This is a genomic window from Spirosoma taeanense, assembly GCF_013127955.1.
GTDB classification, from domain to species: domain Bacteria; phylum Bacteroidota; class Bacteroidia; order Cytophagales; family Spirosomataceae; genus Spirosoma; species Spirosoma taeanense.
This window is the reverse complement of sequence record NZ_CP053435.1, coordinates 1,943,425-1,956,931: the sequence shown is the minus strand read 5'-3', so window position 1 is coordinate 1,956,931 and position 13,507 is coordinate 1,943,425. Positions and strand designations below refer to the sequence as shown.

The following is a 13,507-nucleotide window of genomic DNA, read 5'->3' as shown; positions in this document are numbered from 1 at the left end:
ATCCGTTTACTGACCTTAAATAGTTTATTTAATCGGTAAGACGACGCCCATCCCCACGGTTGCTACGCTTATCAGCTGCATTTCCTGCTTGTCGCCCTGCCGTTTGAAAATGAAATAATTCACCAGATCAAAGGCTAGCAGAAATCCGCCCTGTCCCATAATCGACTTGCCGTAGCCCCGCAGTTGGTCGGCCTTATCAGGCCGGATGTTAGCCCGTTCGCGCAGGTAAAGACCGCCCATCACGTAGGCCATGTCCAGACCCGCGTTCAGCAACAGTATCTGCTTCATTTTCTCGTGTTCCCGAACGGCCTGCGCCAAGGTTTCGTCTCCCCCACGATTTCGTGCACCGAGCAGACCAATTCCGGCAATGCCCAGGTTTACCAGATTCCAGTACACGTTCATGCGATGGATAGATCTGGTTTCGCCCGTCGTTTGCGGTGCCGCAATGCTGCCGATGGCAATGTTGGCCAGCGCATAGCCCCCCAGTGCGAAACCCAGCGTTTTCTGATGGCGAATGCGCTGCTCGCTAAAATCGCGCAGGTTTGTGGGTGGCTCGACTCGCTGGGCGGTTGCCGAATGGCCAAGGAGCATCGAACCAGCGGCCAGTAATAGTTGGTGGAAAAGGGGCATACGGCAATCAGAAAGAATCTCCCTTCACAACCTGCCGGATCAGTCCGATGTTTTAGAAACCCAGTGCCGACCGGGAAGCTGGATCGTTTACGTTCGTCAGTTCCTGAACGTCAGGCGCTGTCAGTAAAGCGGCATCGTTCATCAGAAGGATTTTACGGGGCGACGGATTTCCTTCATCCAGGGCCTGCTGCAGCAACGCCCGACTCTGTGGCTCCCAGATGCTCAGCAATGGTTCGGGGTAGCGGCCGTCCGAATCATAAAAAGCGGTAGCGGGCCGGGTGGGCATCCGTGCCGCTACCAGCCCATCGAGCGAGCGGGACGTAAGCAGCGGCATATCGCAGGCCACCACGAGCCAGGCCACCGTAGGGTCATGCTGAAACGCCGACAGGAGCCCATTCAACGGTCCTTCGACTTCAAACGCATCCACGATGAATGGTTGCCCGATTCCGGTCAGCTCAGCCGCCTGCTCTGCATTGACCGACCAGAAAACCTTTTCGCAGTACGGCCGCAGCAGATCCGCCAGGAACTCGCGCTGGGGTTTGTCGTGGTAGGTCAGCCGCGATTTGTCCGCGCCCATCCGGCTGCTGCGGCCACCCGTCAGGATCAGCCCGTTCAGCACCGCCTTAGTCCCGTTTGAAGTCGCGTTTACCACCCGTCTTTTCCATTAGTTTGGTTTCGCGGATCACGATGTCGTGCGAAAAGGCTTTGCACATATCGTAGATGGTCAGAGCCGCCACCGAAGCCCCCACCAGCGCTTCCATTTCAACGCCAGTCTTACCCTCGGTCGACACCAGACAATCCACAATAGCTTCGTTGCCTTCGGTCCGAATCGTAATCTGACAGTTATCCAGCCCCAGCGAATGACAGAGCGGAATCAGATCGTCGGTTCGTTTGGCAGCCATCGTACCGGCAATGATCGCCGTCTGAAAGACTGGCCCTTTTTTAGTCGTGATATCCTGACCGCTCAGATGCTGCATGATTTCGTCGTTGAGCGTAACGATGCTGCGGGCTCTGGCCGTGCGTCGGCTTACCGTCTTGGCGCCCACATCCACCATGGCGGGGTTCCCTTCGGCGTTCAGGTGCGAAAAACCCATCATAACTTTAGGTAAAATTTAAGGAGCGAATAACAAAAGCCCGGTGCCAAATTTCGTTATTCGCCGTTTAGTTTTTGTATTCTTCCGCTTGTTTTGTCTATGCTTTCTGTCGCCGACGCTTTCGCCATTACCCAGCAACACCGGCTCCATCTGCCCGCTGAAACCGTTTCGCTTACCAGCGCGCTGGGCCGTGTATTACGCCAGACGATTCGGGCCGACCGCGATTTTCCGCCCTTTAACCGCGTTGCGATGGACGGGATCGCCATCCGGTTTACTGACTTCGCCAACGGCCAGCGAACCTTTCCGGTAGTCGGTATGCAGCGCGCCGGGCAGCCGCAGCAAACACTCAGCCAGGCGAATAGCTGTCTGGAAATCATGACCGGCGCGATGCTTTCCATCGGGGCCGATACGGTGATTCGGTACGAAGATGTGACAATAACCGACGGACAGGCCACCATTGAAATTGAAGACGTACAACCCGGCCAGCACGTCCATCGGCAGGCCACCGACCGACGTTCGGGCGATGAATTACTGTCGGCGGGGCGGCTTATAGGCCCGGCCGAGCTGGCGGTAGCCGCATCGGTTGGCCAGACTGAACTATCCGTTACGAGTCTTCCCCGCGTGGCCCTCATCTCGACGGGCGATGAACTGGTCGATGTGAGCGAAACGCCCCTGCCCCACCAGATTCGGCGCTCGAATACCTACCTGCTTCAGGCGGCCCTGGCTTCGCTGGGCGTAACGGCCACACTCCACCACATTGTTGATGACGAAACCATACTCGCGGACCGGCTGTCAGCGATTTTACGTGAAAACGACCTGCTGATTCTCAGCGGGGGCGTATCGGCCGGAAAGGCTGATTTCGTGCCGGACGTACTGGCCCGGCTGGGGGTCAAAAAGCATTTTCATAAAATCGAACAGCGACCAGGAAAACCGCTCTGGTTTGGTACATCAGCCGACGGCAAAACCGTTTTTGGCCTACCCGGCAATCCGGTTTCGACGGTTCTGTGCGCCTATCGATACGTTATGCCCTATCTGCGCACCTCACTGGGACTGCCACCCGCTCCTGTTCGTTACGCCCGGTTGACTACGTCCTTCACGTTCCGGCCGGAGCTGACGTATTTCCTGCCGGTTCGCGTAAGCTCTGAACCCGACGGACATAGTGTAGCACACCCGCTCCCCGGCTCGGGCTCGGCTGACTTTGCCAATCTGCTCGACGTAAACGCCTTTATGGAGCTACCTGCCAAGGCATCGGTGTTTAATGCGGGCGAAGTATTTCCCGTCTGGCCGACCTGGTAGGTAACCGGCTGCCGATCATGTCTGCAGATCCTCCTCCTCGTCGTCCAGTCCCGCGCCGGTTATACCTTCCGTGTAGGGTTTATGGCCGGAAACATGAGGCTGGCTGTTGGTCGGACCGGGGCCACTGCCGTCGAGAGCGTAGGCAATCGAATCGGCCAGATCGTCAGGGACAATTCGGGGCGATGGCGGAGACGTATGGTCAGTAGCGTGCGGGTACTGTTCCCCCGACTGCTGGTTGATTACTTCCTCGTCGGCGTGGGGGTCGTTGTCCATCACAGACGGGATTCGGCTGACGTTGTTACCAGTCAGGTCGTTGGTATCGGGCATGAAGGAGCGCATGGTTATGATTGAGTTGGTTCACCCTAATAACAGCCGTAACGCTCTGTCTGTTTGGACCTACCGCTATTCTTCGACCAATTTCTGCACCAGAATCTTATCGATCCGGCTCTTGTCCATATCCATGATCTCAAACCGGTAGGCCTGCCACTGGAATGATTCGCCGGTCTGCGGAATATCCTTCAAGATGTGCAGCGCAAAGCCCCCAAGCGTATCGAAACCCGTCAGATCGCGCCGGTTCTGAGCCGTAATGGTGATGTTGAAGTGCGACAGAAAATCTTCGAAGGGCAGCTGCGCATCAATCAGGAAGGTACCATCCTCGCGCTCGCGGATCTCGTAGTCAGAACCCGGTTCGTCGTTAATATCGCCCACCAGCACATCCAGAATGTCGTTGAGCGTAACGACGCCCAAAACACCCCCGTACTCATCCACGATTACGCCTACGTACTGCTTCCGCTCCCGAAATCGCTCCAGGACCTGGTAGGCCCGGTTGTTTTCCGGCACAAATAAGGCTTCCCGTTTCATGTCGTTCAGCCGTAGCAGTTCTTCATCAAGGTCTTTGCCCAGAAAGTCTTTCGTATAAATCAGCCCTACCACCTCATCGACACTCCCATTGCAGAGCGGGTAAACCGAATGCCTATGCTCAATGATTTTGGCTTTGTTCTCGGCAGGTTCGTCTTCCAGGTCCAGGTACACGATTTCCTGCCGGTTAGTCATCAGCGAGGTAATTTTGCGGTCGCCAAGCTGAAAGACGTTCTGCACAATCTCCTGCTCGATCTCCTCAATGGCTCCGCCCGACGTGCCTTCCTGAATCAGGCTCTTGATTTCTTCTTCCGTTACGGCGCTTTCGTTGGGCCGTATCCGCAGAATCTTGAGTAGTAAATCGCTCGAGATTGTCAGCAGGGTAATGAACGGGGCCGTCAGCCGCGACAGAAAGATCATGGGAGCGGCCATTGTCTTGGCGATTCCTTCCGGATTCGACAAACCAATGCGCTTGGGCACCAGCTCGCCAAACACCAGCGACATGTATGTCAGCAGCAACAGCACCAGCATCACCGCTACCGAGTGGGCATAGGGCCGCAGAAACTCGACCTGAGCCACGAAGTTCTGAACATCGGTCGTCAGCTTGTCGCCCGAAAAAATACCAAGCAAAATGCCAATCAGGGTAATGCCAATCTGAACAGTAGACAGAAACCGGTTGGGTGAATTAGACAGATCCAGAGCCACCTGCGCCCGACGGTCGCCATTCTTGGCGGCTGTCTCTAATTTAGATTTCCGGGAAGATACCAGGGCAATTTCCGACATGGAGAATACTCCATTCAGAATAGTCAGCAATAAAATAATTAGAAGTTCCACAAAGGGAGGAAGTTGGCTCGTTGCAAAAATAAAGAAACTGAATAGGTTTGCAACCGGTTCAATCGTGCAGCAGAACGCCGGTTTTGCTACTTTTACAACTCGAACCGCTATTGCCCTGATGATTGTTTTTATTAACGACCGCCCGATCCGGCTCGTTGGCCCGAAGGCCGCTGCTCAACTTACCAACGGTCAGTCTGTTCCGGACTACGATCAGATTATCGACGCCCGGCTGGAAGCGCTGAAAGAGGATGCTCTGCATGGCCATCTGCTGGTTTTGAATGCCACGACCGCTACGGTCGAAAAACTGCTTCTGCTGCTTCAGAAAGCCGATGCGGGTCGTTTGCTCTCCGTTACGCTGGGCTGCCTCAGCAAAAGCGACTGCGAAGCCGCCATCAAGAAACCGTTCAAAATTATCAAAGCGGCCGGGGGTGTGGTCAGTAAAGACAATAAAATTCTGCTGATGTTTCGCCGGGGCGTCTGGGATTTACCCAAAGGCAAGCTCGACGACGGCGAATCGTCACGGGAGGGCGCTGCCCGCGAAGTCGAAGAAGAAACCGGCATCGAGGTATCCGTCGGCGAACGCATCTGCACGACCTGGCATACCTATACGCTGAATGGCAGCCGGATTCTCAAGCGCACGAAGTGGTATCACATGAGTGTACTGGACGACAGCCAGATGGCCCCGCAGGAAGATGAGGACATCGAAAAACTGGCCTGGTTCGACCGGCGGCAAATGCAGCTGGCCCTCACCAATTCGTTCAGCTCCATTCGTTACGTAATCGACCAGGTGAGTAAGTTACGGGTCTAAGCGCTGCCCGACTCTTGCCGTTACGCGGTTTTCATACCTTACTTTCTTCAAGCTGGTACGGCAGAAACGCATCCACCGACCGACCATACCGGTGCAGTTCGCGGATGATGCTGGAGCTGATGGGTGCAAGATGCGGAGAGGTTATCAGAAACACGGTCTCTACTTCTTCGTACACGGACCGGTTAACCTGCGAGATACCGTTTTCATATTCAAAGTCGGTGGTGTTGCGCAGACCACGCAGCAGGAACGTAGCGCCTTCATTGCGGGCTACGTTGGCCGTCAGATCATCATAGCTGATTACGCGTACGGCCGGCTCGCTCCGAAAAGCTTCCTCAATCAGCCGGGTCATCCGCTCCAGCGAAAAATACCGCTCCTTACGGGCGTTGCGCCCAATGCCGATGATAATCTCATCAAACAGTTTCAGCCCCCGCAGCACAATATCTTCGTGACCTTTGGTGAACGGATCGAAGGAACCGGGAAACAGAGCAACGCGCTTCATAGCAGTAGTCAGTTGACAGGCTGAGTAAACAAATGACGGACAAAGCTAACGTATTGTCGGCCATTTATTGCGCATTGTCGACCAGCAGGCCGAGTCCGTACAAACTCAGGTACCGGTGTTCGGGTAGCTCTTCGAATTCGCTGGTTAAGGAAAGTCCTGGCGGAATGGGGCCAAAGGTAAGGTTCGGCAGAAACCGGCATAGTTCCGTGTACGTGTCGGCAAAGGGGGTAATCTCGCCGTACAGGGCAACATGTACCGCTTCAGGGCCTAACTTTTGTTCATCCAGCACGTAAAGAACGTAATACGCCAGATCCTGCGCATTTTTATAGCCAAACCGGTTGCAGTAGCGTAATTTATGATCCTGCCGGTAGATGATCGTAATAAATTCGTCCTCGAAGTACAGGTAAATATTGTGCGGGTTCAAACCTCGACGGTCCAGATCGGCCGTAGCCCGGATGAGAGCGCCTGTTTGATGAATAAACGTCAGCGGCTGAAGCGGATAAGCGCCCGAAAAATAATCTGCCAGCGGATGTTCCAGATTGAATACGGAAAGAAAACCCTCTGGTTCGTGGGCATAAGCCTGCGCAAACTCATGGGCGGGCAGTGCACTGCCGCGCATCAGCTTCAGGTAGCTTCCCGCATACTCTTTTCGGAACAGCGATTGCGGCACCAGCGTAAACGAGGGCGAGTTGACGCCAATCCGAATCTCCTGCCATGGCCCGGCCGCAAGCACCGGATGGTCGCGGAACAGATCGGGCAGAATATCCATCAGCGGCCGGTCGGTCAGCAGCGATGAAAACGTATAATCTTCGAGGTAACAGCCCCGCCGACGCTCATCCTGAACCAGAAACCGAAACCGGTCACGCCCCACCTCCAGACACAATACCGACTTAGCGGTTTGGCCAGGATTAAACGAATCAGACTGGATGCTCGCAGTAAGTGTGGGCATTACGATGGTTTGCACGGGTTCGAATCGACTAACGGTTTGTTCTGAACAAGGAAACTAACTTACAAAAAAAAGCAATACGGTGACACAACCTGACTTACGGCTGTGGCAGATACCCCCGCAGCCGGAACACATCGTCCAGGGTCTGGCATTGCCGGAACAACGCGTGGACTTCTTCGGGTGGGTAGCTCTTGATTTCGTCAAACGCCATCAGCCGAACGTCCTGAATAATCTGTCCTTCGAGACTCATTTCCGGATCAATTCCCTGACGAAGCGTTCCGCCAGTTACCTGTACGCTGAAAAACAATTCCATCGCGTGCAGGGGCGGCTGCATGAACTCATTGACAAACAGCAGTTCGCCCGCTTCAATATCCAGCCCGGTTTCTTCAGCAAACTCCCGAACCAGAGCCTCCGGCGCGGTTTCCCCAAACTGAGCGCCCCCGCCCGGCGGGCACCAGAACGTATCGGTCGGACCAATTCCCCGATGGCGCACCATCAGCAGCCGGTCGTCTTCGCAGTACAGCCCGCAGACGCGCAGCCGCAGCCGATTACCGTATAATTTTAACACTTCTTCGCGGGGCGAATCCAGAACTTGCGTCACAGTGGCTAACTTGTTTTTGGGACGCAAAGGTACAAAACTGTTACTTAGTTACTTAGTTGGTAAGGCAGTAAGTCTGTAAAGTATACCTTCGTTACCTACCGACTTACCAACGGATTCGCTCGCAAAGTGTTTAGTAGGGGCTTCCGGAAATATAGCTTTCGAGCGAGTTGATCCGGGTTTTCTGATCGCCGATGATCGCCGTCACAACGTCGTTAATGGAAATAATGCCGATCAGTTTACCATTCTCCATTACCGGCAGGTGGCGTATGTGCCGCTCCGACATGGTCACCATACACTCGTCCAGGCTCTGCTCCGGCTCGATCGTAATAACCGGCGCCGTCATAACCTCGCTGATAAGTGTATCGGCCGACTGGCGACCCATCAGAATTCCTTTGCGGGCATAGTCGCGTTCCGAGAAAATACCGGTCAGCTGATCGTCGTCTACAACCAGCACAGCACCAATATTCTTATCGGCCATGACGTTGAGCGCTTCCCGAACGGTCTGGCCCGATGAAACCGTGTAAAGAGCATTGATCGATTTGCCTTGCAGGACCTGGCGTATTTTCATGATTGTGAAGGGTTTAGTTGAGGGTGAAAGTAACAAAAAAGGCTTAGGCTATAAAGCGAAGATGCAGAAAAGGCAAAATTTATTATCAATCCCACCCACTTTTATGCCTGCTCGTTTTTTCGTATCTTAGATGCATGAACGAAACCCAAACGGCCGCCCATTTACTGGCCAAACGTTTCCCTTATAAACCTACTGCCGGTCAGGAAGAATTTTTTGAAAAGATTGGCGCGTTCATCGCCCACGAAGAGTTTGAACACTACCGCGACTGTTTTCTGCTGCGCGGCTATGCCGGAACAGGTAAAACCACACTCGTCGGTACACTCATAAAAATTCTCCCCCGTTTTGGGTATAAGTCGGTGCTGCTGGCACCCACCGGCCGGGCCGCCAAAGTCATGGCCAACTATGCCAAAAAGCCAGCCCAGACGATCCACCGCAAGATTTACCGACAGGTTGCCGAACCCGGTTCGGGGACGCTGGCGTTTCAGCGGCAGAAAAATTACCACGAGGATACGCTCTTTATCGTGGACGAAGCCTCAATGATTTCCGACGAGGCCGACTTTGGCGGTAAAGGGCTGCTGACCGATCTGATTGACTTTGTGTTCGAAAACCCCGGCAACAAGCTGATGCTGGTCGGCGATACGGCCCAGTTGCCGCCCGTTGGCCGTGACCTCAGCCCAGCGCTCGACCGGGGGTTTCTGTCCAGCGCTTTCGACATGACGGTGTATGAGCAGGAACTGACCGAAGTTATGCGGCAGGACGAAGAATCAGGAATTCTCTACAACGCAACCGGCCTGCGGCTGCTATTGTCCGACGAAGACCCTACGCCCAAAGCCGTTGGTTTTGATGCGCTGCTGAGCGATAAACCCGCGGCATCCTCTGCCGACGTACCTGAAATTCGCCTGAATGTACGTTCGTTCAGCGACATTTATAAAATGCCGCTCAACAAGCTGGAAGACGGCATCCGGTACGCTTACGATAAATACGGTCGTGAAAACACGGCTATCATCTGCCGCTCGAACAAAACGGCTGTGCAGTACAACCAGTTTGTCCGGCGCATGATTGATCAGTGCGAAGAAGAACTCGACGCGGGCGACATGCTGATGATTGCCCGTAACAACTATACCGTACTGGAAGAAGACTCCCCCGCCGGGTTTCTGGCCAACGGCGAGTTTGCGGAGGTGCTGAAAATCCGGAACAAAGAAGAGCTTCACGGTTTCCGATTTGCCACCGTTACGCTACGGCTGGTGGATTACGAAGAGCAGCCCGACTTCGAAGCGAAAATCATGCTCGATACCCTCCACACGCCCGTGCCGTCGCTGACGTCGGATCAGTACAAGGCGCTGTATGAGAGCGTCATGAAGGATTACTTTTATATTAAGAGCAAAAAAGAACGGGCCGAGGCCGTCCGGCGCGACCCGTATCTGAACGCGCTTCAGGTGAAGTTTGCCTACGCGCTCACCTGCCATAAAGCTCAGGGGGGCCAGTGGAGCGCGGTCTTTGTGGATCAGGGATTCCTGCCCGACGGTCAGGTGAACCAGGAGTTTGTGCGCTGGCTTTACACCGCTCTGACCCGCGCCACTGACGAAGCGTTCCTGATGAACTTCAACCCGCAGTTTTTTGGCTAAACCAGATCGGTCTAAAACCCGTTAGGCTTCCTAAACGCTACGTTATGTCCATCGAATGGATTATGAGTGCCTGTATTGGCGTGGGGCTGGCCGCGTGCTGCGGCTTTCGGGTGTTTGTACCGCTGCTGATTGCCAGTATAGCCACCAAACTCGGTATTATCGGCACGATGACCGGCTTCGAATGGCTCAGCGGATGGCCTGCCCTGCTGGGCCTGTCCATCGCTACGGTTTTCGAGATTGGGGCGTATTATATCCCCTGGCTCGATAACGTTCTGGATACGCTGGCCACGCCCGCGTCTATCATTGCCGGTACGCTCCTGAGTACGTCTTTTCTGCACATCGACAATCCGGTGCTGCACTGGGGACTCGGGCTGATGTTGGGCGGTAGTTCGGCCGGGATCGTTCAGGCCGGGACAAGCCTGCTGCGACTGGGCTCAACGGCTACCACGGGTGGGATTGCCAACCCGGTTGTGGCCACAGGCGAGAACGTGGCCTCGGTGGGGCTGTCTGTATTTACGATTCTGCTACCGCTGGTTGCCGTCGTGATTGTCGCTGCCGTCCTGCTGTTCGTCATTGGTCGGCTACTCACCCGACGTAAAATATGGTTTACACGTTCGGCAAATAACCATAGGTTGCAATAATCACTTTGTGAAGCAGGGTTAGCAATAGAAATACCTTTGCTTAATATTTTAACTATTTGTGATATCAATAGCGCAAACGCAGCTTTAACTCTTCGATGGTTAAAGCTGGACGTTGCCTATGCAACATTCTATGGCAATTAGAGCAAACGACTCTTACGTCTGCGACATTCGTCACTAAGTTGGCCGAAGTATTCTCACGCTCCGAAAGTGGGTTCAAATGATGACATTCGATATAGTTAGCCCCAATTTCTCCGTACTTGTTTTCAAAATTAAAGCCACAGACCTGACACGAATTCCCGTAGAGTTTTTTTGCCTGTCTAACTAATTGTGGATTACGTTGAAAGTAACTACTTTCCCTAATCAAACGCTCACCTTCTTGATAATCGTCCTCTATTGGTTCTGAGACGTATCCTATGGGCAACGAAGATGAGTACGAAGTTGGCCGGTTTCTGCCAGTGATAAAATTCATGTAGCCTTCTATTCCACCAAATTCTCTAAGTCTATCATGACGCACACGATACACATTTCCACTAGGCCGAAAGTTCGGCGCATAACCAACGTGCTCTTTCAAATCTGCCCATGTAAGCGAAATAGACTCGGTTTTAAAGAAGAAAATATAAGGGAATCGGGCGCTTCCCCATAACGCATGAGAGAGTTCAGCCAACTGTTCCCTCCAATATGCACGCACTCTGCAAAGTGCGGGTATATCCCCATCTCCACCTGTTGTACGTATTAATAGCATTACATCGCCTACTTCCAATTGTCTTATTACACTTCCGGCGCCTGCAGGTACCCCCCAACAGTTAAATTCACCACTTATAAATTCGCGATCAAGAGCCTCTAATACTTCTGATTTGACATGTTGGGGTATATTCTTCTCTATAGTTTGAAGCGATATACTACTGAAGACGGTTTTTGGAAAATCACGATCAGCACCGCTGATACCAACATCATGGAAGAAAAGCTGCATTCAAATACCTATTAGAAGTGTCCTTTTACTAGATTACAAGTTAACACATATATGCGTTAAAAATCCTCTCAAAACCAAGCGAGCCTAATTTTGAGAGGATTAAAACAAAATAATGAAAACTATGACAATCTTTCCACCGTCCGGCGAACGAAGGCAGTCAGATCGGCACCGGTCAGCATGTTCTGGGCCAGCAGCGCCAGATCATAGACCTGCATCACGAGCGATTTCTGCGCATCGGCGTCGGTTTCGGTCAGAATCCTGCCAATCAGCGGGTGGTTAGCATTGACCACTACGTTATACCCAACCGGCATATTGCCGTAGAATGACTGTTCACCCGACAGAGCAGACATGTCTTTCATCCGGCGAAGGAACTCCGGCAGGGTGATCGTTACGGGCAGTTCGTCGGTCGGCTGGGCTTCCACACTAACGGTCAGCGTTTTGTTATCCAGAACCTGCTCAAATACCTCTTTCAGCTTCGTGCGATCGGCCTCCGACAACACGCTCTCGTTGTTGAGACCTTTGTCGATCAGTTTATCGAGCGTATCGGCGTCTACCCGCACGAAATGCACTTTCTCCAGTTTATATTCGAGGGCGTTGATGAAGTGCGGGTCAATGACGTTGTCCATCAGCAGGACATCGTAACCGCGACGGACGGCCGACGCAATGTAAGCATCCTGCTGCTTGCGGTCGGTGGTATAGAGCAGCACCAGCGTTTCGTTCTTGTCGGTCTGGTTGGCCTGCACTTTCTCCCGGTACTCGTCCAGCGTCGAATAAGCCCCCTCTGTGTTTTTGAGCAGCACAAAGTTTTTAGCCTTTTCGTAGAACTTGTCGTCGCTCAGGATACCATATTTGATAAACAGACCAATATCGTCGAATTTCTCCTCAAACGCTTTCCGGTCGGCATTGAACAGATCGTTCAGCTTATCGGCGACTTTGCGGGTGATGTAGCCATTAATTTTCTTAACGTTCGCGTCAGCCTGCAGGAAGCTACGCGATACGTTCAGCGGAATATCAGGCGAGTCGATCACGCCGTGCAGCATCATCAGGAAGTCGGGTACAACGTCCTTCACTTCGTCAGTTATGAACACCTGACGGCTATACAGCTGAATCTTTTCGCGCTGGAATCGCAGCTCGTTCTTGATGCGCGGGAAATATAGAATCCCGGTCAGGTTGAATGGATAATCAACGTTGAGGTGAATCCAGAACAGCGGTTCCTCGCTCATCGGATACAGTTCCCGATAGAACGTCTTGTAGTCTTCGTCCGTCAGATCAGACGGCGCTTTGGTCCAGATCGGGGTTGTGTTGTTGATTGTCTGTCCGTCGAACTCAATCGGCACCGGCAGGAAGCGGGCATATTTGTCCAGAATACCCCGCAGACGTGATTTATCCAGAAACTCTTCTGAATCGGGCGCGATGTGCAGAATGACGTCGGTGCCCCGTTCGGTACGGTCGGCCGGCGTCAGTTCAAACTCCGTCGAGCCATCGCACACCCAGCGGGCAGCCTCGGCTTCATCGCGATACGATCTGGTAACGATTTCTACCTTCTCGGCCACCATAAACGCCGAATAGAAACCCAGTCCGAAATGACCAATGATCTGGCCTTTATCGTCGGTTTTATCTTTGTATTTTTCCAGGAAATCCGATGCGCCGGAGAAAGCAATCTGGTTGATATACTTCTTGATCTCCTCGGCGGTCATACCAATACCATTATCGCTGATCGTAATGGTTTTTGCTTCTTCATTGAGCGCAACTGTTACTTTCAGTTCACCCAGCTCACCCCCGAATTCACCAAAAGAGGCCAACTGACGTAATTTCTGCGTGGCGTCGACGGCGTTGGAGACCAGTTCGCGCAGGAAAATTTCGTGATCAGAATAAAGAAACTTCTTGATAATTGGGAAGATATTCTCGGTATGGATCGAAATCTGTCCCCGCGTAGCATCGCCTTTTTCGTTCTGTACGGCTTCCATAAATGTGTTTTGAGTAAAGGAGTAAATGCCTAAAACAGCTAACCGGCGGGTATCAAATCCTGTTCCAGTAGTGTCCCAGCTGACAGATTGACAGACCTTAGTTCCTGAATGGATTTTCTATTTCATTAAACGCTCTCATCCTGATCGGCATTCTCCTAACCTTCGTTGAA

The 13,507-nt window shown here is 53.0% G+C and carries 15 protein-coding genes; 4 read left to right on the top strand and 11 right to left on the bottom strand.

Translation table 11 applies throughout. The features are described 5' to 3' along the window. Positions 1-24: 24 nt before the first annotated feature. From HNV11_RS08265 to moaC, 3 genes are read right to left on the bottom strand one after another with little or no spacing between them, the layout of a single operon-like run. Positions 25-630 carry a DUF6992 family protein gene (locus HNV11_RS08265; RefSeq protein ID WP_171739216.1) on the bottom strand — a complete coding sequence of 202 codons (606 nt, stop codon included), beginning with the start codon at positions 628-630 and terminating at the stop codon, positions 25-27. A gap of 52 nt (positions 631-682) precedes the next feature. Then, a complete protein-coding gene (locus HNV11_RS08260; RefSeq protein ID WP_240163848.1) occupies positions 683-1,282 on the bottom strand; it encodes an NTP transferase domain-containing protein in 600 nt (199 codons plus the stop codon). Then, positions 1,254-1,727: a cyclic pyranopterin monophosphate synthase MoaC gene (gene moaC, locus HNV11_RS08255; RefSeq protein WP_171739215.1), complete on the bottom strand. Its 474-nt coding sequence runs from the start codon at positions 1,725-1,727 to the stop codon at positions 1,254-1,256. Before moaC ends, HNV11_RS08260 begins: the two co-directional genes overlap by 29 nt. A 96-nt stretch (positions 1,728-1,823) precedes the next feature. Here moaC and HNV11_RS08250 point away from each other — a divergent pair, with 96 nt between their 5' ends. Continuing rightward, positions 1,824-3,020 (top strand): molybdopterin molybdotransferase MoeA, encoded by a 1,197-nt coding sequence (locus tag HNV11_RS08250; protein ID WP_171739214.1) that lies wholly within the window; start codon positions 1,824-1,826, stop codon positions 3,018-3,020. A 15-nt stretch (positions 3,021-3,035) separates the two neighbouring features. Here the strand turns inward: HNV11_RS08250 and HNV11_RS08245 are convergent, their stop codons facing one another. Both HNV11_RS08245 and HNV11_RS08240 read right to left on the bottom strand, forming a co-directional pair. Beyond that, the gene (locus tag HNV11_RS08245; RefSeq protein WP_171739213.1) at positions 3,036-3,359 is read right to left on the bottom strand and encodes a hypothetical protein; all 324 of its coding nucleotides are present in this window, start codon (positions 3,357-3,359) and stop codon (positions 3,036-3,038) included. A gap of 63 nt (positions 3,360-3,422) precedes the next feature. Next, a complete protein-coding gene (locus HNV11_RS08240; RefSeq protein ID WP_171739212.1) occupies positions 3,423-4,712 on the bottom strand; it encodes a hemolysin family protein in 1,290 nt (429 codons plus the stop codon). A 118-nt stretch (positions 4,713-4,830) separates the two neighbouring features. Here HNV11_RS08240 and HNV11_RS08235 point away from each other — a divergent pair, with 118 nt between their 5' ends. Next, positions 4,831-5,520 (top strand): NUDIX hydrolase, encoded by a 690-nt coding sequence (locus HNV11_RS08235; RefSeq protein ID WP_171739211.1) that lies wholly within the window; start codon positions 4,831-4,833, stop codon positions 5,518-5,520. 31 nt (positions 5,521-5,551) lie between these two features. Here HNV11_RS08235 and coaD read toward each other — a convergent pair whose 3' ends face one another. The 4 genes from coaD to HNV11_RS08215 form a co-directional block, all read right to left on the bottom strand. After that, positions 5,552-6,019 carry a pantetheine-phosphate adenylyltransferase gene (coaD, locus tag HNV11_RS08230; protein ID WP_171739210.1) on the bottom strand — a complete coding sequence of 156 codons (468 nt, stop codon included), beginning with the start codon at positions 6,017-6,019 and terminating at the stop codon, positions 5,552-5,554. A gap of 64 nt (positions 6,020-6,083) precedes the next feature. Next, positions 6,084-6,968, bottom strand: coding sequence for a DUF3822 family protein (locus HNV11_RS08225; RefSeq protein ID WP_171739209.1), 885 nt, complete (start codon positions 6,966-6,968; stop codon positions 6,084-6,086). A 94-nt stretch (positions 6,969-7,062) separates the two neighbouring features. Next, entirely contained in the window at positions 7,063-7,566 is a 504-nt protein-coding gene (locus HNV11_RS08220; RefSeq protein WP_171739208.1) for an NUDIX domain-containing protein, read from the bottom strand. A 130-nt stretch (positions 7,567-7,696) separates the two neighbouring features. Beyond that, positions 7,697-8,134, bottom strand: a complete 438-nt coding sequence (locus tag HNV11_RS08215; RefSeq protein ID WP_171739207.1) for a CBS domain-containing protein — start codon at positions 8,132-8,134, stop codon at positions 7,697-7,699. A gap of 134 nt (positions 8,135-8,268) precedes the next feature. Between HNV11_RS08215 and HNV11_RS08210 the strand changes: the two genes are divergently transcribed. After that, on the top strand, positions 8,269-9,759 hold the full coding sequence (locus tag HNV11_RS08210) for an ATP-dependent DNA helicase (RefSeq protein ID WP_171739206.1): 1,491 nt from the start codon (positions 8,269-8,271) through the stop codon (positions 9,757-9,759). Between the two features lie 44 nt (positions 9,760-9,803). Continuing rightward, positions 9,804-10,400: a DUF4126 domain-containing protein gene (locus tag HNV11_RS08205; protein ID WP_171739205.1), complete on the top strand. Its 597-nt coding sequence runs from the start codon at positions 9,804-9,806 to the stop codon at positions 10,398-10,400. 64 nt (positions 10,401-10,464) lie between these two features. Here HNV11_RS08205 and HNV11_RS08200 read toward each other — a convergent pair whose 3' ends face one another. Beyond that, entirely contained in the window at positions 10,465-11,370 is a 906-nt protein-coding gene (locus tag HNV11_RS08200; RefSeq protein WP_171739204.1) for an HNH endonuclease, read from the bottom strand. A gap of 119 nt (positions 11,371-11,489) precedes the next feature. Next, positions 11,490-13,337, bottom strand: coding sequence for a molecular chaperone HtpG (htpG, locus tag HNV11_RS08195; RefSeq protein WP_171739203.1), 1,848 nt, complete (start codon positions 13,335-13,337; stop codon positions 11,490-11,492). Between the last annotated feature and the right edge of the window lie 170 nt (positions 13,338-13,507).